This window comes from Paenibacillus sp. 1-8 (genome assembly GCF_056316205.1).
The window spans coordinates 3,083,588-3,104,902 of the sequence record NZ_CM149995.1 but is presented as its reverse complement, the minus strand read 5'-3'; the positions used below and the strand labels follow the sequence as shown (position 1 = coordinate 3,104,902).

The window sequence follows — 21,315 nt, the reverse complement described above, 5'->3', positions numbered from 1 at the left end:
GTATCAAATTTGAATCATTTTGTTGAATGAACGAGGGGGAAACGAAACATGAATACCCAAAAAAACAAGAAGCTAGGACTAGGATCTATGATGCTGCTGGTGCTGGTTTTGCTGGTCACTGCATGTGGTGCGCCGAAAACAGAGAGCGGTGCTCAAGGGACAAGCAGTACAGGATCGAACACAACAGATGCCAAAACAGACAGCTTAAATTTAAAAGGCAAACGGGTTGCATTAATTATGGAGTTTAACACAGGCACGTTCTCTCAGCAGTATGTTCAGGGCGTGGAAGAGGAAGTTAAGAAATTTGGAGGCACGTTGACCAAGTTTGTAGCAGACAACGACAAGGCAAAAATGGCCTCCCTGCTTGATAGCGCGATTAACCAGCAGTTTGATGTCATATTGACGGATCATGGTGATGCGTTACTGGAAACAGGGTTGAAAAAAGCGGTTTCCCGCAATATCCCGGTTATCGTCTTCGATGCTGCGGTCAACGTTCCAGGGGCTGTCGTGCTTTCACAGGACGACCAAAGCATGGCCGAGCTGACGCTGGAGCAAATGAAAAAGGATATCGGTGGCAAAGGTAACATTGTAAAAGTGTGGGTTGCCGGATTTGCACCGATGGAGCGCCGTCAAGTTGCTTACGATAAGTTTTTGAAAGCCAACCCGGACATTAAAGAAATTGCAACTTTTGGCTCAGCTCAGAATCCAGCTTTGGACACCCAAGCCAAAATGGAGGCTGTGTTGAAACAATATCCTAAGGGTGAAATTACAGCGGTCTGGACTGCTTGGGATGAATTTGCTAAAGGGGCAGCACGCGCCATCCAGCAAGCTGGACGCACGGAAATTAAAGTCTACGGCATTGATATGAGTGACGAGGATCTGCAAATGATTCAGGACCCGAAAAATCCTTGGGTAGCTTCGGCGGCTGTAGATCCGACAGATATCGGACGTGTACAAGTGCGCTATGCATATCAGAAGCTGCACGGGGACAACCCGGAGGAGCAAGTGGTATTGAAGGCGGTATATGTGCAGCGCGAAGCATTGCCGGATAAGCAAATTTCCACATCCGAGCTGTCTCAATATGTAAAGGGATGGGGCCAAAGCGAGCAAGGCTACAAGGATTGGATGAAAGAATATGAAACGGCCAAATAAATTTTAGGATAAAGCACAAGGCGCGCTTCGGCGCGCTTTTATCATAAGCAGGCGTGAGGGAGGTACCATGAGTTCACAAGTGTATACACTGGAAATGAAGAAAATCAGCAAACAGTTTGCTGGTGTGGATGCGCTACGGTCCGTGGATTTTACGGTGCATGGCGGCGAAATTCACGCTCTGCTGGGCGCAAACGGAGCAGGTAAAAGTACACTAATGAAAATTTTATCCGGCGCGTATCGTTCCGATCAGGGGAGCATTGTTGCAGGAGGCAAGGAACTGAGCATTGGTTCGCCGTGGGAGGCGAAGAGAGCGGGAATTCACTGTGTCTATCAGGAAATTGATTCAGCGCTTGTGCCGCAGCTGAGCGTTGCGGAGAACATTGTCCTGGATGATTTGTCTGCACCTGAAGGACGCTGGTGGGTTGCGCCGGGTTCCATGCGCAAACGTGCGCGCGAGGCGTTGGAACGGCTGGAGGCCGATATTGACGTAAGGCAATACGTATCTGAGTTGACGTTGGCGGAAAAGCAGCTTGTGCTTATTGCACGTATTTTGACACAGCAAGCGAATACGATCATCTTCGATGAGCCTACAGCGCCACTCAGTGAAGAAGAAACGCGGCGTTTATTCCGTACGATTCATACGCTCAAGGCAGAGGGCATTGCATGTATTCTTATCACCCACCGATTGCCAGAGGTCATTGAACACAGCAACCGTGTTACGGTGATGCGTGATGGAGAGCGAGTGTTCACCGGTACATCCTCCGATTTGAATGTAGGCGACATCGTTACGCATATGCTTGGTAAAACATTTGAGGAGGAATTTCCGAAAACGGATGCTTCTATCGGTGAAACGGTGCTGGAAGCCATAGGGCTTTACAAGGGATTACGAGTTCACGGTGTCGATTTGGAGGTCAGACGCGGGGAAATCTTGTCTATCGTAGGTTTGGTCGGTGCGGGTAAAACGGAGCTCTCCCGGCTTCTTACAGGCGCGGATAAGCCCGATAAGGGGAAACTGGTCTTCAAAGGTCGTTCCATTCGTCTGAGAGAGCCTGCGGACGCGATCGTTCAGGGGATTGTGTCCATACCTGAGGAACGGCGCAAGCAAGGTGTATTCATCGAAGAGACGGTAGAACGAAACCTTAGTCTTCCGCTATTGGGCAAGTTGAGTGTACTTGGTTTTATCAGTCGTCGCAAAGAACGTACGAACGGTAGCGAAGTCGTTGCTTCCCTTGGCATTAAGACGCCATCTCTGCGCCAGAACGTTAAATATTTGAGTGGCGGGAATCAGCAAAAGGTTGCGATAGGTAAATGGCTGCATTCCGGGGCAGAAGTGCTTGTTTTTGACGAGCCGACCAAGGGTGTGGATATCGGGGCGAAGAGTGATATTTTCCGTATCATTGGTGAATTGGCTGCTCAGGGAAAAGCGGTCATCTATTTAACCTGTGAATTTGCTGAGGGTATCGGCATTGGTGATCGAATTGCAGTGATGTATGACGGGAAAATAATAAAGGAATTTGCGCGGGGCGAAGTGGAGCAGGAACAGCTTCTGTTGTATGCCAGCGGCGGTGAAGAGGTGCATTCATGAAAGAAAAATGGTTAAACGTCTCCTTTCGTTATGGGGCTGTAGTCGTAATTATGGGTGTGTTGGCGTTTTTTTCAGCCACATTGCCCTATTTCTGGACGTATGATAATTTGATGGACATTCTTGGCTCTATTGCGATTGTGACTTTTGTCGCAATTGGTGTGACATTGTCTCTCATCGTGGACGGTTTTGATCTTTCGGTCGGTGCTACGGTGTCTCTAACGACCGTCGTTTCGGCTTCGCTGATGGTCTGGTATGAGCAGCCTGTTGCGGTGGTTATTATCGTATCTTTGTTGATTGGAGCGGCTGTCGGGCTTCTGAATTCGTGGCTAATCATCAAGCTTCATATTCCGGATATGCTGGCCACCCTTGCGATTATGTACATTATAGATGGCACTCATGAAACTTATGCTCAGGGTTATACCATTTATAATCATATGCAGTTTCCTGATGGTAGCAAGGCACCAGGGGAAATATCTCCTGCTTTTCTTATTCTGGGACAAGGGAAATGGCTGGGTATCCCGATTTCGGTTATTTTTCTGCTGTTAGCGGTAGCGGCGGTGCATATTTTCTTAACCTACACGAAGCATGGGCGTCAAATGTATGTGACTGGAGGGAATAAGGAAGCAGCAAGATTATCGGGTATACGCGTGAATAAGGTTCAAATGCTTGCTTATGTTGCTTCCGGTGTATTTGCAGCCATTGCCGGGATTTTGTATGCTTCTCGTGTAGGTTCTGGTCAAATTGGTGCTGGCTCTCCTTTGCTTATGGAGGCGGTAGCGGCGGTTTTTGTCGGTTTTTCGGTCTTTGGAGCGGGTAAACCGAATGTCATGGGTACGTTTATCGGGGCGGTTCTGATCGGGGTATTGGTGAACGGCCTGACTATGATGAATGTGCCGTATTTTACCCATAAAATCGTTAAAGGAGTTGTGCTGGTGCTCGCGCTGGCCGTCACTTTTTATGTGCTAAACCGTCGCCGTACTTGAAATTGTCTGTGGACTGTATTACTATAAACCTTGTTCCACGCAAGAAGGGTGCCATAAAACGCCAGTTTCGGCGATATTGTCTCTATATTGCGGAGGTTAGGTATATTCTATGTATATTTAACGGCGAAACGGAAACAGATGATAACATTATGGAAGGCATATGCCGCCCGGGTTATTTTATACAGGCGACTTCATATCGGTTCTACAACACCGATAACCTTAATGCTGGACTACACTTGAATTGGGAGGTGAATATTATGAATAAAACGGATTTGATCAATCAGGTTTCCGAAAGCACTGAATTGTCCAAAAAGGACGTAACTAAAGCCATTGACGCTGTATTCGAAGCGATCTCCGGAGCGCTGCAAAGCGGAGACAAGGTACAACTGGTAGGTTTCGGGAACTTTGAGGTTCGTGAACGTTCTGCACGTAAAGGACGTAACCCGCAAACAGGAGAAGAAATCGAAATTCCTGCGAGCAAAATTCCGGCATTTAAACCGGGTAAAGCGCTCAAGGACGGAATTAAATAAGATTTCTTACATATTCCCATTGCGCTGAAAAGACCGTGAATTTGATTCACGGCCTTTTCTTTTTGTCCTGCTATTCCGTAGCAGATGCAATGCGAGACGAAGAAGGGGAAGCGGTTTTGTCGTTCCGTGAGGCATAGGCGATCAGCACCAGCGGTTCACCCGTCAGCTCGGCAAATTCATGCTCCAGCTGCTGAAGCTGCTCTACTTGGGCAGGGCTCAGATTAGCGGGACGATAGTTTTTCATCAGATTCGCTCCTTTCGTTATCGGGGGCTGCACGGATAGTATGGCTCGGGACGCGGTAATTGTTGCAGTTAGTGTCCGAAGCATGTAGTTGACAAAACAAGCTCGAATCTCCATCATAAAAAGTATAGCTTCGGCTCTCAGGGGGGAAATGGATATGGAAGATAATGTGACGGGTAGCAGTGAGTACGTTGTGATTAAAGCAAAAAGCAACGGATGTCAGGTTTTTGGTCTGACAAGAGGCCAGGATACACGCCTGCATCATTCAGAAAAATTGGACAAGGGTGAGGTGCTGATCGTTCAATTTACCGATCATACCTCTGCTATTAAAATTCGCGGCAAGGCCGTTGTGATGACCAAACACGGAGTCGTGGATACGGAGGATTAAAATGCAGGCATAGCCTGCTTTTTTTTGTTGTACAATGAGAGTGAGGACCTTTACCGTAGCAAACCCATAACAGGGTAGGGGTCAGGGGAGGCTCTGATGAAACCTTGGATTGTGCTAGGTGGCTCAATTCTTATAACCACTGCTGCTGCTGTACTGCTTCCATCCTTACAGGCGTTGGATTCTGGAACCGCAGCTGTTCGTGAGACACAGGCGACGATATCGTCGCAGCAGCGGGTGCTGCTGACCGATGACAATCTGGTGGACACGCTGAAGGAGCTTCCTTTGACGACACCGATTGCCAGCGTAAGCTGGGAACGTTCAGTCCTGACTCTGGATGTAAAGCTATCCAAGGAAGAAACCGCCCCGCTTGAAATCTATCAAAATATGGCGGAGATTGCCGCATTTAGTTTTTATGGAACGACGAATGTAAGGCAATTACTACTTCGGGTAGTAACGCAGGACGAATGGTCAGGAGAACGGCATCTGCTGCTGGCATCTGACATACGCCGGAACGAGTGGACGAGTGAAGCGCTGGATCAGTTGAGAAGCCGGGAAGGTGCGGACTTGCCGGAGGAACTGAAAGTCCGCTTCCGTATTACGGTAACTCCAATGTGGCAAAGCAGGTTTAATGGTGTATATACAGATTAGGTGTTTCTGTCATTGGACCTACACTACTTTAGTCGCGAATCATTTTAAATTGTGATATAATATAAGGCATTGCAATTATTTGAGTACACCAGAAAGTCATGGCTCGGAGGCTTAGGATGAAACCGTATCGCGTACCCCAATTAGCAAGGAAATATGTGGAATACGACATGATTCAACAACATACGGAAATGCCGGCTTTTCCTGACAGCCGTACCCGCCTGTTGTTTATGTTTTTGAACCGGAATGCGCAGGAGTTACATACAAGCGAGGATGAACTATACGCGCTGGTCACCTCACTCGTGCAGATGGGGCTGGATACACATGATATGATTGATACTTTATCCGGCATACGGAGTCCGGAGGAAATGCGTTCCAGACAGCTTAAAGTGTTGGCCGGGGACTATTTTAGCAGCCGCTTTTATCAGTTGCTCGCATTGGCAGGTCGCATTACAGCCATTTCGAAGCTGAGTGATGCGGTGTGTGAAGTGAATGCCGGTAAAATGAGCCTGTATTGGGAGATGAAGCATTTTCGTCTGAATGCGGCACAGTATTTAACTCATATGGTTCGTTTTAAAAAGGAGCTTTTTCTATCCTTTACTTCACTTGTGGCAGAACAGGATCGGGAAGCTTGGGAGCAGCTTCTCAACGAATTTGCCCTCTGTGATACGCTGGCAGAGGAATGGGACAAGCGTGCAGAACCGGACAAATCCCGTTTCGGATATATGTTCTGGCATGTTTACGGTAAAGGTGACCAGCACGAACGGGAGCTGCTCTCAGAGAATAGTCCAGACGCGGATGCATGGCGCAAGCTTGTTCTGAAGTACAAGGCCGAGGACGCTGTACTGGACAAGCTCCGAACGGCTGCTACACACATCCGGCAGATCCTGTCAGATGATCAAAATACGGGGATTGAGGAATTCGAACGCATGCTGGGGCCTTTCCTGAAGCTGCTGAATAGTCCACACCCGGTTGTGAGGGAAGGTTAGGTGAACGTTATGGGATCAAGCGACACCAAGCCGAAAGAGCAATTCGTTCACGGCGTGTTTGAAAGCATCGCAGGTAAATACGACTTGATGAACGATATACTGAGCTTTCGCAGACATAAGGCTTGGCGTAAATTTACGATGAAAAAAATGAATATGCACCATGGGGATACGGCAATCGACCTATGCTGTGGTACATGTGACTGGACGCTCGCGATGGCGCGTGCAAGTGAAAGTGGTCACATCGTAGGACTGGATTTTAGCCAGAACATGCTGAATGTAGGCGAGCGCAAGATTGCATCGGAAGCCCGTGAAAAGCAAATCACGCTTGTTCAGGGTAACGCGATGGAACTCCCTTTTGAAGACAATTTTTTTGACTGCGCAACGATTGGCTTTGGTCTGCGTAATGTGCCTGATCTGCGCCGCGTTTTAGAGGAAATGCAGCGTGTCGTCAAACCGGGCGGGCAGGTCGTATGTCTGGAGTTGTCCAAGCCTACATGGCAGCCGTTCAAGGGGATTTACTATTCATACTTTAAACACATCTTGCCCATGCTCGGCAAATTGTTCGCCAAACGTTATGAGCAATACAAATGGCTCCCTGATTCGTTGGCGCTTTTTCCGGGAAGGGATGAGCTGGCTGGCATCTTCCGTGAAGTCGGACTAAAGGATGTACAGGCTCATTCTCTCACTGGAGGCATTGCGGCATTGCATATTGGAATCAAGGAGAGTCAGCATGTTTAAGAAAATTGCTATTTTTTTGGAAATGATTAAAATTGAACATACGTTATTTGCGCTCCCATTTGCATTTATGGGGGCTGTATTAGGGTCAGTTATCGTGACAGGCACGCTTCCTTCATGGTCACAGATCGGATGGATCTTGCTGGCTATGGTCGGCGCACGTAGCGCTGCTTTTGGCTTCAATCGCATGATTGACCGTGTAATTGACGGGAAAAATCCGCGTACGGCAGGGCGTGCCATCCCGGCGGGGCTGCTCAAGTCGAGCGAAGTTGTGATTTTCATCATCGTCAGTTTGGTACTGTTGTTCTGGGCATCGTTCAAGTTAAGTCCGCTGGCGTTCAAGCTGTTCCCGCTGGCCTTTTTTATGCTTATTTTTTACTCTTATACCAAGCGTTTTACTTGGCTTTGTCATATCGTACTCGGTCTGACAATCGGATTGGCGCCGTTGGGCGCGTGGGTTGCCGTGACGGGACAAATCGATTTAATCGCTATCGTATTATATCTCACGATTGCATTTTGGACGGCTGGTTTTGACATTATATATGCTTGTCAGGATATTGATTTTGATCAGAACGAGGGCGTTTATTCCATTCCTGCCCGCTTTGGTGTGTCGGGTGCCCTTAATATCGCTCGGGTATTCCATGTCATTACGGCGATCGGATTTATTGTGCTGTTCTTTATTACAGATTTAAGCTGGTGGTATCTGGCGGGCATGATTATTTCGTACATTATCTTATTCTATGAGCACTATATCGTATCTCCGAAGGACCTGAGTCGTTTGCAGACGGCGTTCTTTACGATGAACGGTGTACTAAGCATTGTCGTATTTGCTTTTACACTGATTGATTTGGTGGTGCGTCAATACTTATGAATCATAATCAGGTGAGCAACCATCAAGGCAAACGAATCGTTATTGGCATTACAGGCGCGAGCGGAAGCATTTATGGAGTACGGCTGGTAGAAACACTGCTGGATTTGCAGTACACAGTTCACCTGATTGTTTCCAACGCCGGCTGGCGGGTACTGAAAGAGGAATTAGGCTGGAACGTAACTGACCGGGAGGGGGCTCTGAATGACAAATTCGGGGGCCGTCCCGGTTCTCTTGTATACCATCCGTTCACGGATATTGGTGCTTCGATTGCGAGCGGCTCCTATCTGGTGGACGCGATGGTTATCATGCCCTGCTCGATGGGAACGTTGTCCGCAGTGGCGCACGGCTCGTCCGATAATCTCATGGCGCGAGCAGCAGACGTGATGATGAAGGAAGGCCGTCCGCTCATTCTGGTGCCTCGTGAGACGCCGCTACATGCCATTCATTTGGAAAATATGCTTAAGCTTGCAAGGCTCGGGGTCAAAATGATTCCGGCTATGCCGGCTTTTTACTTTCATCCTAAGACGCTGGATGATATCGTACTGTTCCTCGTAGGCAAAGTTTTGGACAGCTTGCGTATCGAACATCAACTGTTTACGAGATGGGGGGATTCCGATGCCGATACCGGACACCAAGACGATCACAATCGGAAAAATTAAATATACAAACGCTTGGCCCATTTTTCATTATTTTAATCCTTCACAGCTTCTCTATCCGGCGGAACTGGTTTCTAAAGTCCCGGCTGAATTGAACCGAAGTATGCTGAAAGGAGATTTGGATATCAGCGCGATGTCCTCCTTTGCTTATGCATCCGGTGCCGAGGATATGCTGCTGTTGCCGGATCTGTCTGTCAGTGCAGACGGTCCTGTGAAATCCATTTTGCTGTTTTCACGCAAGCCGCTGGATGAAATCAAAAACGGAACGATTGCGTTGACGAATACGTCTGCTACATCCGTGAATTTGTTAAAAATTTTAATGGAGAAGGCGTGGGCAGGCCAACCTTCCTATTTCGACTGCGAGCCGGATCTGGATTTGATGCTGGGGCAGGCGGATGCAGGGCTGCTAATTGGAGATCACGCGATCAAGGCATCCTGGCGGCGTGATGGCCTGTACGTTACCGATCTCGGAGAAGAGTGGAAACGCTGGACAGGGTACAGCATGACCTTTGCCGTATGGGCAGTGCGCCGTCCTTTTGCTACACAGAATCCTGATGCGGTGGCTGGAGTAGCAGATGCCTTTCGTGTCAGCAAGCAGCGCAGCCTGTCTGATCTGACGTCTGTTATTTCTGAAGCCTGCAAGGAAATTGGGGGCCTGCGGGATTATTGGGAGCGCTACTTTACTAATCTGTGTTATGATTTTGGAGAGAAGGAACAAAAGGGCTTAGAGCTTTATTTTCAGTATGCACATGAACTGGGGCTGCTTGACCGACGAGTGAAGCCGCTTCTCTGGAGTGACAATACGCTGACACGGGTGAAAGAATGAAACGATTGGATTTGTTCGGTTTATTAAAGAAGGATATGAACTTCATAGAAGAAGAGCTATACCGCAGCATCGACAGCACGGAGCCGTTGATTAATGATACGTCGCTTCATTTGCTCAAGGCGGGAGGCAAGCGTTTGCGGCCGGTCTTTGTGCTGCTGGGAGGCAAATTTGGGGAATACGATCTGGACAAGCTCAAACGCATAGCAGTACCGCTGGAACTGATTCATTCTGCTTCCCTCGTTCATGACGATGTGATTGACGATGCGGAGATGAGGCGCGGCAAGCCAACCGTGAAGTCCAAATGGGACAATCGGGTGGCCATGTACACCGGAGACTACATATATGCACGTGCGCTTTCGATAGTTGCAGGACTGCCGAATCCGGACATTCACCGGGTATTGTCCAAGGCGCTGGTGCAAATGTCCATCGGTGAAATGGAACAAATCCGCGATTTTTTTAATGTCGATCAGAGTGTACGTAATTATTTGCTTCGCATACGTCGTAAAACGGCATTGTTGATTGCGGTCAGTTGCCAGTTGGGAGCTATGGCTTCGGGTGCGCGGGAAAGAGTGAATTCCCTGTTGTATACTTATGGCTACAATGTGGGGATGGCTTTTCAAATTCAGGATGATTTGCTGGATCTGTGTGGCACGGAAAAAAAGATTGGCAAACCGCCGGGCAGTGATATGAGACAGGGAAACATTACGCTTCCGGTCATTTATGCACTTGGACAGCCTGAGCTGCGCGACGATCTATTGGCTGAAATCAGTCGTATTCAGGCCGGGGACGGGCAGGGAGATGCACGCAAAGCGGTGGATATAATTAAAAAAAGTGAAGGAATCGCTAAAGCGGAAATTCTCGCCGACCGATATATTAAAAAAGCGCTACACGCGCTGGACTTACTACCAGATGTCAAAACGAAAAAGACGCTGCGCGATATTGCTTATTTTGTGACCCGCCGCTCCTACTAAAGTTGTGTTTTGGGTTTGCTATGACAAAATACTTTAATCGTTTCCAAGCTTTCTGTTACAATACAGTTTAGTACTGTATAAATACATTAGATTGGATTGGGAGTGAGCCGATGGATCGTACGTTTTTGATGGTTAAACCGGATGGAGTACAACGTGGACTAATTGGACGTATTATTAGTCGTTTGGAGGACAAAGGCTTCAAAATGACGGCTGGCAAACTTGTGCAGGTATCTAGAGAACAGGCGGAACGGCATTATGCGGAGCATGTGGGCAAGCCTTTTTTTGAAGAGCTTGTAGGCTTTATCACTTCTGGCCCTGTATTCGCCATGGTTTGGGAAGGGGATAACATCGTTACCCTGTCTCGCCTGTTGATTGGTAAAACACAAGTGACAGAGGCTCTTCCGGGCACGATCCGGGGAGACTTTGCTGCACATACACCGTTTAACCTCATTCACGGTTCAGATTCACCGGAGAGCGCGGAACGCGAGATTGCAAATTTTTTCACGCCGGAGGAATCGGTTCGGTACGAAAAAAGTGTGGCGACCTGGGTGTAAGGATAATCTCGTATGAAGAAGGATGGTAGCATGACGGATATGGAACTGGGTCAGACGGACCCCGATTACACAGCGTTTATCCGCAAAATCAAGGACAGCACAGGTATTGATCTTGCACAATACAAGGAAGCACAGATGAAAAGGCGGTTAACGACGCTTCGCAACAAAAACGGGTTTGCCAGTTTTGTTTCTTTTTATGATGCCATGATGAAAGAAAAGCCCCTGTTCTATGAATTTCTGGATCGGATGACGATCAATGTTTCAGAGTTTTGGCGTAATCCCAATCGGTGGGAAGTGCTGCGGGATACGATTTTGCCACAGCTGCTTGCAGGCAAGCAGAAGCTCAAGCTGTGGAGTGCGGCCTGCTCGACTGGTGAGGAGCCGTACAGCTTGGCTATGGTGCTGGACGGCAAGGGAATTTTGGGGAATTGCTCCATTACGGCTTCTGACATTGATGACGGCGCACTGGCTAAGGCCAAGGAAGGCAGATATTTGGAGCGTTCGCTCAAGGATGTGCCTGAGCAGGTAGCCAGCAAGTATTTCAAGCCGGATGGTGCAATGTATCGGATTGATGATCGTTTGAAGCAGGCTGTGAAATTTCAAAAGCAAAATTTGCTGCTGGATCGGTTTGAGGACGGCTATGATCTCATTATCTGCCGTAATGTCATGATTTATTTTACGGAAGAGGCCAAGGATAAGCTGTACCAGAAGTTTGCAGCTAGTCTTCGTCCTGGCGGTGTGCTGTTTGTCGGCAGTACAGAGCAAATTTTTACTCCAAACCAATATGGTCTGGAATCGACGGAAACCTTTTTTTATCGTAAAAAAGCATAAGCCCGTACATACAGCCCATTGTTCGTAGCTCGTTGAGTTCTAACAATGGATACGTTGGCTATTGGCTTATCAGGAGCGCACGTCCTTTGGCTTTGATCAAAGGGCGTGTTTTTTGTTTATCTGCACTCTCGTGGCTTTTCTTGTCAAAGAAAGGTGCGTATACTATAATGAAGCACAGTTAAAGATTTTAGCGATGCACAGTTTAACAGTTTAAAGGGGGAACGTGTCATGAGTTTACGTTACTTAACCGCGGGGGAAACGCATGGTCCCCAGCTTACTGCGATTGTAGAGGGCATGCCGAGCAATTTAAAATTGGATTTTGAAGAATTGAATTTTCAGCTGCACCGTCGTCAGAAAGGGTATGGACGGGGTCGGCGTATGCAGATTGAAAAGGATACGGCTAACATTGCCGGAGGCGTTCGTCACGGGTATACCACAGGTGCGCCGATTGCCCTGATTGTGGAAAACAACGATTGGAAGCATTGGCAGAACATTATGAATATTGAGCCCATCGAAGGCAGTGACGAGGAAAAGCGCCGGGTTCACCGTCCGCGTCCGGGTCATGCAGATCTGAACGGCGGATTGAAATACAATCTGAAGGATCTGCGCAACGTGCTGGAACGCTCCAGTGCCCGTGAAACGGCGATTCGTGTCGCATGCGGCGGTTTGGCCCGTCAATTGCTGGCAGAGTTCGGAATCAAGGTGGCTGGGCAGGTTATCCGCATTGGAGAAATCGAGGCTCCATACCGCGAGTTGCCGATTGACGAGCTGATTGCTGTGACAGAAGCCTCTTCGGTGAGAGTGACCGATCTGGAAACGGAAAAGAAAATGGAAGCCTACATTGACCTGATCAAGCAAGAAGGCGATTCGGTTGGTGGCGTAGTGGAATGTATCGTGGAAGGTGTTCCGATCGGTCTGGGCAGTCATGTTCAGTATGATCGGAAGCTGGATGCACGCATTGCCCAAGGAGTCATGTCCATTAATGCGTTCAAAGGCGTGGAAATCGGTATCGGCTTTGAAGCTGGAGAACTGCGTGGTTCGCAGGTGCATGATGAGATTTTACATGATGATGAACGTGGATATCACCGCCGTACCAATCGTTTGGGCGGTTTCGAGGGTGGCATGACCAACGGAATGCCTGTCGTGGTTCGTGGCGTGATGAAGCCGATCCCGACGCTGTATAAGCCGCTGCAAAGCGTGGATATTGATACGAAGGAAGCGTTCACCGCTCAGGTTGAGCGTTCGGATGCATGTGCCGTACCAGCGGCAAGTGTGGTTATGGAGCATGTTGTAGCCTGGGAGATTGCCAAGGCTTTGCTTGAAAAATTCGGCGGGGATTCCATTGAAGAGATCCGTGCGAACATTGCATCCTACGAAGAACAACTGGGACGGTATTAAGATGAGTACGCTGACGGTACAACTTGGGGAACGTTCCTATCCCATTCATATCGAACGTGGACTGTTGCATCGGGCAGGAGCGTTGTTGAGCGAACGAGGAATTGCGCAAAAAAGTCCATTGTTGATTGTCTCTGATGAAAATGTAGCAGCTTTTTATTTGGCGACACTGGAGAGCAACCTTCAGGCAGCAGGGTACAAGACGGTTTCCATCGTCGTCAAGCCGGGTGAAAAGTCCAAATCGCTTACTGTGTATGAGCAGGTGATTACAGCAGCTATCGAGGGCGGTTTGGATCGCAATTCAGCCGTTATCGCACTTGGCGGTGGCGTAGTGGGTGATCTGGCCGGATTTGTGGCGGCTTCTTTTATGAGAGGTGTCAAATTCGTACAGATTCCAACTACGATTCTTGCGCATGACAGCAGCGTGGGCGGCAAGGTCGGCATCAATCATCCTTTGGCTAAAAATATGATTGGAGCCTTCCATCAGCCGGAATTGGTATTGTATGACGTGGATACGTTGTCTACATTACCTCCGCGCGAGGTATCCGCCGGGCTTGCTGAAATGATCAAGCATGGCTTGATCTGGGATGCTGATTTTGCCCACTGGTGCCGCGATCATGCGGTTGACTTGCTGGCTTTGGATGCGGCAGCTCTGGAGTACGGTCTGGAAAAGGGATGCTCCGTGAAAGCCGAAGTGGTGTCGCGCGATGAACGTGAAAACGATTTGCGTGCTATTCTAAACCTCGGTCACACCATTGGTCATGCAATAGAGGCGATTGCGGGGTATGGTGAGTTTTTACACGGGGAAGCGATTTCTATTGGTATGGTCGGCTCTGCACTTCTGGGTGTGAAGCTGGGGGCAGATCCTTCTTTGGTAACAGAAACGAGGGATATGCTGACTTCGCTTCGTCTACCGACTTCTCTTCCCGCTCATCTCGAAACGGATCGTCTGCTGGATGCGATGATGCATGACAAAAAGTTTAAGGAAGGCAGTATTACTTTTGTCGTCCCACGCAGCATCGGGCTCGTGGAGGTAGTGAAGGATATTTCCGTCTCTTACATCCGACAAGTAATTGAACAGCTAAAAGAGGAGGCGTAACGATGTACAATCGTGGAATTCGTGGGGCGACGACCGTAGCGAACAATGAAGAAAACGAAATTTTGGAAGCCACATGCCTACTGTTGGAGGAAATTGTGTCCCACAATGAAGTGCAGCCGGAGGATATTAGCAACGTATGGATTACGGTGACCCACGATCTGAATGCTACTTTCCCGGCGAAGGCGATCCGCCAGCTAGACGGCTGGGATATGGTTCCGCTTATGTGTTCGTTGGAAATTCCCGTAGAGGGCAGCTTGCCAAAATGCATCCGTTTGATGGTACAGGTGAATACCGTTAAAACACAGCGGGAAATCAAACATGTATATTTGAACGGAGCGCAGACGCTAAGACCGGATTTGGCTTCCCAAGAGAAGTAATCGCCCATTTTTAAAGTTGATGGTTGCCAAAGTAACATCGTATGAGATATAGTGTGTGTAGCAGAGTTGAGTAGAGTTAGCCAGAGACAGAGTTGAGATGAGAAGAGTGCAGTTGAGCCAATTCCATATAAAGATTACAGAGACCAGCGGTAGCGGGTAAGCCTTTGTCCACGGAGAATGTTTCTGGGGGAAGTGCTTATTTGAAGTAACCCAGGTTATACAAAGGGATGAGTCTATACTTTGTATATTTGCTGTAGTCATTTTGATATGGTAGCATTCTTATAATTTCAATAACTGACAGCCTCTACCTTCCGGGTGGAGGCTTTTTTATATTCTCTTCTTTGGGTTCTGCGCCAATTTGGAAAGGAAGTGATCTCATGTTAACGCCGCATGTGGAGCAGGTGATAACGATGGCGAATGAATTTAACCTGATTCCTGTGTACAAAAAAGTGCTGGCCGATATGGAGACGCCGATTCGGATTTTCCGTCGGTATGCTGAGCGGGATCGGGCCTTTCTGCTGGAGAGTGTAGAGGGAGGCGAGCAATGGGCGCGACATTCATTTATCGGGACCGACCCGTTCCTGATGGTTTCCGGCAAAAAAGGCCGTTTGATTCTGGAACAGCATGGTAAGCGACAAATATTAAACGACAAGCCGCTTGAAGCGCTCAAGGCGTTGCTTCGCAAGTATCGTAGCCCGAAGTTGAAAGAAATGCCTCCATTTACAGGCGGGGCCATCGGATTTTTTGGATATGATCTGCTGCAATACTATGAAAAGCTGCCAGAGCATTCAGTAGATGATTTGAATATGGATGATATTCGTTTTATGTTCTGCGATCAGGTTATTGTCTTTGATCATGTAAAACAGCAGATTTTGCTGGTCGGCAATGTTCATGTAGGCGAAGGCTTCCGCGATGAGGACATTCGCGCTGCTTATGCCGAGGTGGAACGCAAGCTGGAGGCAACGGCGCAGTACCTGCGTAAGCAGACACCGCCAGAGACATTGGGAGCAGCCTCGATTCCTGATGATGTGGAACTGGGTGAGATTCAATCGAATGTGACGAAGGAGCAGTTTATTTCAAACGTGGAGCAGGCGAAGGAATATATTCGCTCCGGTGATATTTTTCAGGTCGTGCTGTCCCAGCGCTTTCACATTGATACAGATGCCTCTCCTTTACAAGTATACCGCGTGCTGCGCACGATGAACCCGTCTCCGTATATGTATTATTTGAAAATGGATGACGAGATCATCGTGGGCACTTCGCCGGAGGCGCTCGTCAAGGTGGAAAATGGTCAGGTGGAGACCCGTCCTATTGCCGGAACGAGGCCGCGTGGCGCGACGGAAACAGAAGATATAGCGCTCGCTGAAGAGCTGCTAAAGGATGAAAAAGAACGTGCCGAGCATCTGATGCTGGTCGATTTGGGAAGAAATGATCTGGGACGTGTATCTCAGTTCGGTACGGTCAAATGCGATACGTTTATGGAAATTGAACGCTATTCCCACGTGATGCACATTGTATCCAATGTATCGGGTAAGCTGCGCGAAGATAAAGATTTCTTCGATGCGTTCCTGTCCTGCCTGCCAGCGGGGACGGTATCGGGGGCTCCAAAGCTGCGGGCGATGGAGATTATTGCCGAGCTGGAGCGGGAAGCGCGTGGTCCGTATGCAGGAGCCATCGGATATTTGGGCTTCTCGGGAAATATGGATACTTGCATTACGATTCGTACGATTGTGTTTAAAAAGAACCGGGCCTATGTTCAAGCGGGTGCAGGGATTGTGTGGGACTCGGTTCCGGAAAGCGAGTATCAGGAGACGGTGAACAAGGCCAAAGCGATGCTGAAAGCGATCCGCACGGCTGAAGCGATGTTCCCGGCGACGGTACAGCCCTACAACAGCGTCATCAACCAGGATTATTTGTACACTCCGTAACATACAAAAATCTGATTTTGAGGAGGAGACGACGATGGAACGACATGACATTATGCAAGTGGGGTTAAGCCGGGTCATTGAGGGACAGCATCTTTCACGTACGGAGGCCCGCAGCGTGATGGAGCAGATTATGATGGGGAGTGCCACGCAGGCGCAAATTGGTGGGCTGCTGACGGCTCTGCGCATCAAGGGGGAGACGGTGGATGAAATCACCGGATTTGCCGAAGCTATGCGCAGCTATGCCAGCCCGGTGCAAATCGGAGAAGGTGATACCCATTTGCTGGACACATGTGGAACCGGAGGTTCGGGTATTCACAAGTTTAATATTTCCACGATATCCGCTATTATTGCGGCTTCGGTATCTGTACGGGTAGCGAAGCATGGCAATCGCTCTGCAAGCGGACGTGCCGGGAGCGCCGATGTGCTGGAGGCCCTAGGGGTTAATATCCATTTGACGAGTGATCAGGCGCGGTCATGTCTGGATCGTATCGGCATCTGCTTTTTATTTGCGCAGTTGTACCATCCGTCTATGAAGCATGCTGCCGCTCCACGCCGGGAGCTTGGAGTACGAACGGTGTTTAACATGCTCGGGCCCTTGACGAATCCGGCAGGTGCGGATCGGCAGTTGTTGGGCATTTATGACGCGGGAAAAACGGAAGTTATCGCTGAGGTGCTGAATCGACTCGGCTCCAAGCGGGCCATGGTCGTCAGCAGTCTCGACGGATTGGATGAAATCAGCATTTCGGCACCGACACGGGTATCTGAGCTGAAGGACGGTCAGGTTCATACGTTTGAACTTAACCCGTCGGATCTGGGTTTGCAGACGCACCGTCTCGATGAAGTGCTGGGTGGAGACGCGCAGGTTAACGCCGACATTATAGGTCGGATTTTGAACGGGGAACGCGGAGCTTATCGGGATGTCGTGTTAGCGAATGCCGGCGCGTGCATCTATGTATCGGGCGCAGTAGCTACCTTGACGGACGGAGTAGCACGGGCGGCGGAAGCTATTGACTCGGGGCTGGCCCTGTCCAAGCTGGATCAATTAATACAGGCAACGGGGGAATATCAATATGTATCTTGATCGAATTGTAGTGACGAAGCGACAAGAAGTGGAGCAGCTTAAGGAGCATTTTCAAATCAGTGAAGCCGAACGATTGGTTGCCGATTTACCCGCGACAAGAGGATTCGAGGATGCTATAGCTGTGCGCCGCAACCGTCCACTTGGACTGATTGCCGAAGTGAAGAAGGCTTCCCCCTCCAAAGGGTTGATCCGCCCGGATTTTCATCCGGTGGATATTGCACGGGCATATGAGGAAGCTGGAGCTGATTGCATTTCTGTCCTGACGGATGTGACGTATTTTCAGGGAAGTCCTGAATATTTGCACCAAATTCGTGAACAGGTAAAGATTCCGTTGCTGCGCAAGGATTTTATCATTGATGAACGGCAAATTTATGAAGCTCGTCTGCTGGGAGCGGATGCGGTACTGTTGATTGCGGCTATACTGGAGCCACGTGTTTTGGGGTCATTTTTACAGATTGCCAAGAACCTGGGGCTGGACGCATTGGTAGAGGTGCATGACAGTGAGGAGCTTAAAGCTGTACTGGATCTGGGAACAGCAACCTTGATTGGCGTGAACAACCGAAATCTGCGGACATTTGAGACCCGCCTCCAGACGACAGAGGAGCTGATCGCACTGATTCCTAAAGGAGTTACGTTTATTAGCGAAAGCGGCATTGCCGGGCCCGAAGATGTAAAGTATTTACATTCGGTAGGCGCACACGGCATCCTGGTTGGAGAGCATCTGATGCGCAAGGATGATGTAGGACAGGCTGTAGCCGATTTGATGGACGGGGTTAAAGCATGAACAAAACGGGCGTAAAAATTTGTGGACTTCAAAGCGTTGAAGTGCTAAAATCTATGGTAAACTTACCGGTCGATTATATAGGTTTTGTGTTTGCCGACAGCAAGCGCCGGATTGACGGCGCACAGGCTGGAGAGCTGCTTCGCGTATTGGATGAATGGACCCCAGGCAGCAGACCGCGCAGCGTGGGCGTATTTGTGAACCCTGATGATACACTGTTAAATGATGTCATGGAGAAAGCACCATTAGATGTCATTCAACTGCACGGGCAGGAGAGTCCGCAGCGCTGCCGGGAGATCAGGGAGCATTTTGGCGTACAGGTATTCAAGGCATGGTCTGTGGATAGTAAAGGGCAGACGGTGAAGGGCGAGACAGAACGCCCGACGGACGAATTGGATGCCTATGTCGGGACGATTGACGCTTTACTGCTGGATACATATGATCCCTTGTATGGTGGCGGCTCCGGCAAAACGTTTGCGTGGGATCGGATTCCTGCTTATCAGGCTTGGACCCAACAACATGGAATTCCTATGTTTGTAGCCGGCGGGCTGACTGCCGATAATGCGGAAAAGCTGGTTACCGAGTATCATCCCGAAGGGCTGGATGTGTCCAGCGGTGTAGAGACGGATGGAGTCAAGGACATTGCAAAAATCACAGCATTCGTAGAAAGGGTGAAGCAGGCATGACACAATTACCTGATAACAACGGACGTTTTGGAACATTTGGCGGACGTTTTGTACCGGAAACGTTGATGAACGCACTGATTGAATTGGAGGAATCCTACCGGAAGTATGCGGATGATCCTGATTTTAACGCTGAGCTGAACGGACTGCTGAAGGATTATTCGGGCCGGGAAACGCCGCTCTATTATGCGGAGCGTCTGAGTCAGCATTTGGGCAAGGCTAAAATTTACTTGAAACGCGAAGATCTGAACCATACCGGAGCCCACAAAATTAATAATGCGCTGGCGCAGGGACTGCTGGCGAGGCGTATGGGCAAGCAGAAGGTCATTGCTGAAACAGGCGCAGGCCAGCATGGTGTTGCGACGGCGACTGTCGCGGCATTGCTCGGACTGGAGTGTAAGGTGTTCATGGGAGAAGAGGATACCGTACGCCAGCAGCTAAATGTATTCCGTATGCAACTATTAGGTTCAGAGGTCATTCCGGTTACATCGGGCACACGTACACTCAAGGATGCCGGGAATGAAGCTTTGCGGTATTGGGTGAGCCATGTCCATGATACGTTCTATATTTTGGGCTCGGCGGTCGGACCACATCCGTATCCAATGATGGTGCGCAACTTCCAGCGTGTCATTGGCGACGAAACCCGCCGTCAAATTCTCGAAAAAGAAGGCAGACTTCCAGATGTCGTGGTAGCGGCGATCGGTGGCGGAAGTAATGCCATCGGTATGTTCTATCCTTTTATCGAGGATCACGAGGTTGCTTTGCTTGGCGTGGAGGCGGCTGGAAAAGGCGTGGAAACGGAATTTCATGCAGCAACGATGAGCAAGGGAACGCAAGGTGTCTTCCAAGGCTCGATGAGCTATCTGCTTCAGGATGAATACGGACAGGTACAGCCTGCGCATTCCATCTCGGCGGGATTGGACTATCCCGGGGTTGGGCCGGAGCATTCGTATTTGAAGGATATTAAGCGGGCCAAGTATGTTCCAATTACCGATCAGGAAGCGCTGGATGCTCTCCAATTGTTATGCCGCACGGAAGGGATTCTTCCGGCATTGGAGTCGGCACATGCAGTAGCGCAGGTCGCTAAACTGGCACCTACCTTGACGGCGGATGATATTATTGTTATCTGTTTGTCGGGTCGCGGTGACAAAGATGTGGACTCCATTATTAAGCATTTGGGAGGAAATCCGTCATGAATTTAATTGATCAGGTGTTTGGACGCCTCAAAAATGAAGGCAAAACGGCATTAATTCCTTTCCTGACGGTAGGCGATCCGGATGTGGACACGACGGTAGAAATCATTCGACAGCTGGAGTCGGCCGGAGCCGATATATTGGAGCTGGGCGTGCCATATTCGGACCCGCTGGCTGACGGACCTGTCATTCAGCGTGCGTCTGAGCGTGCGTTGAAACGGCAAATCTCGATCCGCACATGTATGGAGACGGCTTCTTTGGCCCGGGCGGCGGGATCAAGCCTGCCTTTTATTTTGTTCACGTATTATAATCCTGTGTTGCAGATGGGCATGGATGCTTTCTTTGCAGGCTTGCAGAAGCATGGTATTAGTGGCCTGATTATTCCCGATCTTCCGCTTGAGGAAGCAGAAGAGCTGGGAGGACGGGCGGCAGAGGTTGGTGTGCATCTGATTCCGTTGGTGGCTCCAACTTCTGAACAGCGGATTGAACGAATTGTCCGTCAAGCACGCGGATTTGTGTACTGTGTATCCTCTCTTGGGGTAACAGGGGAAAGAGCTTCCTTTTTTGAGGGTATAGAGGGCTTTATCGCGCAGGTTAAACGACATACGGATATTCCGGTAGCGGTTGGGTTCGGTATCTCTACTAGGGAGCAGGTAATTCGTTTTTCGGACATTTGCGATGGAGTTGTCGTGGGAAGTGCCATTGTGCGTCAGGTGGAGGAAGCAATCCCGCTGCTGGACGATTCTGCGCGCAGAGAAGAAGGACTTTTGCAAATTCGCAATTTTGTGGCACAATTAAAGCAGTAACTGGCGTCAATATAG

At 49.3% G+C, this 21,315-nt stretch carries 24 protein-coding genes; 23 read left to right on the top strand and 1 reads right to left on the bottom strand.

Going from position 1 to position 21,315, the window contains the following annotated elements; all coding sequences use genetic code 11:
- Window positions 1-48: 48 nt before the first annotated feature.
- From AC0WRU_RS14000 to AC0WRU_RS13985, 4 genes are all read left to right on the top strand, one after another.
- Window positions 49-1,152 carry a sugar ABC transporter substrate-binding protein gene (locus AC0WRU_RS14000; protein WP_476125217.1) on the top strand — a complete coding sequence of 368 codons (1,104 nt, stop codon included), beginning with the start codon at window positions 49-51 and terminating at the stop codon, window positions 1,150-1,152.
- Between the two features lie 67 nt (window positions 1,153-1,219).
- Entirely contained in the window at window positions 1,220-2,737 is a 1,518-nt protein-coding gene (locus AC0WRU_RS13995) for a sugar ABC transporter ATP-binding protein (RefSeq protein ID WP_476125215.1), read from the top strand.
- The gene (locus AC0WRU_RS13990) at window positions 2,734-3,720 is read left to right on the top strand and encodes an ABC transporter permease (RefSeq protein WP_025682248.1); all 987 of its coding nucleotides are present in this window, start codon (window positions 2,734-2,736) and stop codon (window positions 3,718-3,720) included. Before AC0WRU_RS13995 ends, AC0WRU_RS13990 begins: the two co-directional genes overlap by 4 nt.
- A gap of 257 nt (window positions 3,721-3,977) precedes the next feature.
- Window positions 3,978-4,250: an HU family DNA-binding protein gene (locus tag AC0WRU_RS13985; protein WP_013310732.1), complete on the top strand. Its 273-nt coding sequence runs from the start codon at window positions 3,978-3,980 to the stop codon at window positions 4,248-4,250.
- Between the two features lie 70 nt (window positions 4,251-4,320).
- Here AC0WRU_RS13985 and AC0WRU_RS13980 read toward each other — a convergent pair whose 3' ends face one another.
- Window positions 4,321-4,494, bottom strand: coding sequence for a hypothetical protein (locus tag AC0WRU_RS13980; protein WP_476125212.1), 174 nt, complete (start codon window positions 4,492-4,494; stop codon window positions 4,321-4,323).
- Between the two features lie 154 nt (window positions 4,495-4,648).
- On the opposite strand from AC0WRU_RS13980, the gene mtrB reads away from it, so the two are divergent.
- The 19 genes from mtrB (at window position 4,649) to trpA (ending at window position 21,300) form a co-directional block, all read left to right on the top strand.
- Window positions 4,649-4,879, top strand: a complete 231-nt coding sequence (gene mtrB / locus AC0WRU_RS13975) for a trp RNA-binding attenuation protein MtrB (RefSeq protein ID WP_013310730.1) — start codon at window positions 4,649-4,651, stop codon at window positions 4,877-4,879.
- A 96-nt stretch (window positions 4,880-4,975) separates the two neighbouring features.
- Window positions 4,976-5,527 carry a hypothetical protein gene (locus AC0WRU_RS13970; RefSeq protein ID WP_025682246.1) on the top strand — a complete coding sequence of 184 codons (552 nt, stop codon included), beginning with the start codon at window positions 4,976-4,978 and terminating at the stop codon, window positions 5,525-5,527.
- A gap of 116 nt (window positions 5,528-5,643) precedes the next feature.
- The gene (locus tag AC0WRU_RS13965) at window positions 5,644-6,513 is read left to right on the top strand and encodes a heptaprenyl diphosphate synthase component 1 (protein ID WP_476125210.1); all 870 of its coding nucleotides are present in this window, start codon (window positions 5,644-5,646) and stop codon (window positions 6,511-6,513) included.
- A gap of 9 nt (window positions 6,514-6,522) precedes the next feature.
- Window positions 6,523-7,251 carry a demethylmenaquinone methyltransferase gene (locus AC0WRU_RS13960; RefSeq protein ID WP_025682244.1) on the top strand — a complete coding sequence of 243 codons (729 nt, stop codon included), beginning with the start codon at window positions 6,523-6,525 and terminating at the stop codon, window positions 7,249-7,251.
- Window positions 7,244-8,119, top strand: a complete 876-nt coding sequence (locus AC0WRU_RS13955) for a UbiA-like polyprenyltransferase (RefSeq protein ID WP_025682243.1) — start codon at window positions 7,244-7,246, stop codon at window positions 8,117-8,119. Before AC0WRU_RS13960 ends, AC0WRU_RS13955 begins: the two co-directional genes overlap by 8 nt.
- The gene (locus AC0WRU_RS13950; RefSeq protein WP_476125207.1) at window positions 8,116-8,778 is read left to right on the top strand and encodes a UbiX family flavin prenyltransferase; all 663 of its coding nucleotides are present in this window, start codon (window positions 8,116-8,118) and stop codon (window positions 8,776-8,778) included. Before AC0WRU_RS13955 ends, AC0WRU_RS13950 begins: the two co-directional genes overlap by 4 nt.
- The gene (locus AC0WRU_RS13945; RefSeq protein ID WP_476125205.1) at window positions 8,735-9,601 is read left to right on the top strand and encodes a menaquinone biosynthetic enzyme MqnA/MqnD family protein; all 867 of its coding nucleotides are present in this window, start codon (window positions 8,735-8,737) and stop codon (window positions 9,599-9,601) included. Before AC0WRU_RS13950 ends, AC0WRU_RS13945 begins: the two co-directional genes overlap by 44 nt.
- Window positions 9,598-10,572: a polyprenyl synthetase family protein gene (locus AC0WRU_RS13940; protein WP_025682240.1), complete on the top strand. Its 975-nt coding sequence runs from the start codon at window positions 9,598-9,600 to the stop codon at window positions 10,570-10,572. The genes AC0WRU_RS13945 and AC0WRU_RS13940 overlap by 4 nt, the downstream gene beginning before the upstream one ends.
- A gap of 110 nt (window positions 10,573-10,682) precedes the next feature.
- The gene (gene ndk / locus AC0WRU_RS13935; protein WP_025682239.1) at window positions 10,683-11,126 is read left to right on the top strand and encodes a nucleoside-diphosphate kinase; all 444 of its coding nucleotides are present in this window, start codon (window positions 10,683-10,685) and stop codon (window positions 11,124-11,126) included.
- A 30-nt stretch (window positions 11,127-11,156) separates the two neighbouring features.
- The gene (locus AC0WRU_RS13930; protein ID WP_476128649.1) at window positions 11,157-11,957 is read left to right on the top strand and encodes a CheR family methyltransferase; all 801 of its coding nucleotides are present in this window, start codon (window positions 11,157-11,159) and stop codon (window positions 11,955-11,957) included.
- Window positions 11,958-12,185: 228 nt separating this feature from the next.
- Window positions 12,186-13,355, top strand: coding sequence for a chorismate synthase (gene aroC / locus AC0WRU_RS13925; RefSeq protein ID WP_476125202.1), 1,170 nt, complete (start codon window positions 12,186-12,188; stop codon window positions 13,353-13,355).
- A 1-nt stretch (window position 13,356) separates the two neighbouring features.
- Window positions 13,357-14,451, top strand: coding sequence for a 3-dehydroquinate synthase (gene aroB, locus AC0WRU_RS13920; RefSeq protein WP_476125200.1), 1,095 nt, complete (start codon window positions 13,357-13,359; stop codon window positions 14,449-14,451).
- 2 nt (window positions 14,452-14,453) lie between these two features.
- Window positions 14,454-14,828, top strand: coding sequence for a chorismate mutase (aroH, locus tag AC0WRU_RS13915; RefSeq protein WP_476125198.1), 375 nt, complete (start codon window positions 14,454-14,456; stop codon window positions 14,826-14,828).
- Between the two features lie 377 nt (window positions 14,829-15,205).
- On the top strand, window positions 15,206-16,756 hold the full coding sequence (gene trpE / locus AC0WRU_RS13910; protein ID WP_476125196.1) for an anthranilate synthase component I: 1,551 nt from the start codon (window positions 15,206-15,208) through the stop codon (window positions 16,754-16,756).
- Window positions 16,757-16,790: 34 nt separating this feature from the next.
- Complete coding sequence (gene trpD, locus AC0WRU_RS13905; RefSeq protein WP_476125194.1) at window positions 16,791-17,837, top strand: anthranilate phosphoribosyltransferase; 1,047 nt, start codon at window positions 16,791-16,793, stop codon at window positions 17,835-17,837.
- Window positions 17,827-18,621 (top strand): indole-3-glycerol phosphate synthase TrpC, encoded by a 795-nt coding sequence (trpC, locus tag AC0WRU_RS13900; protein ID WP_476125192.1) that lies wholly within the window; start codon window positions 17,827-17,829, stop codon window positions 18,619-18,621. The genes trpD and trpC overlap by 11 nt, the downstream gene beginning before the upstream one ends.
- Entirely contained in the window at window positions 18,618-19,304 is a 687-nt protein-coding gene (locus AC0WRU_RS13895) for a phosphoribosylanthranilate isomerase (protein WP_476125190.1), read from the top strand. The genes trpC and AC0WRU_RS13895 overlap by 4 nt, the downstream gene beginning before the upstream one ends.
- Window positions 19,301-20,497 carry a tryptophan synthase subunit beta gene (trpB, locus tag AC0WRU_RS13890; protein WP_476125188.1) on the top strand — a complete coding sequence of 399 codons (1,197 nt, stop codon included), beginning with the start codon at window positions 19,301-19,303 and terminating at the stop codon, window positions 20,495-20,497. The genes AC0WRU_RS13895 and trpB overlap by 4 nt, the downstream gene beginning before the upstream one ends.
- Window positions 20,494-21,300 (top strand): tryptophan synthase subunit alpha, encoded by an 807-nt coding sequence (trpA, locus tag AC0WRU_RS13885; RefSeq protein WP_025682229.1) that lies wholly within the window; start codon window positions 20,494-20,496, stop codon window positions 21,298-21,300. Before trpB ends, trpA begins: the two co-directional genes overlap by 4 nt.
- Window positions 21,301-21,315 lie beyond the last annotated feature (15 nt).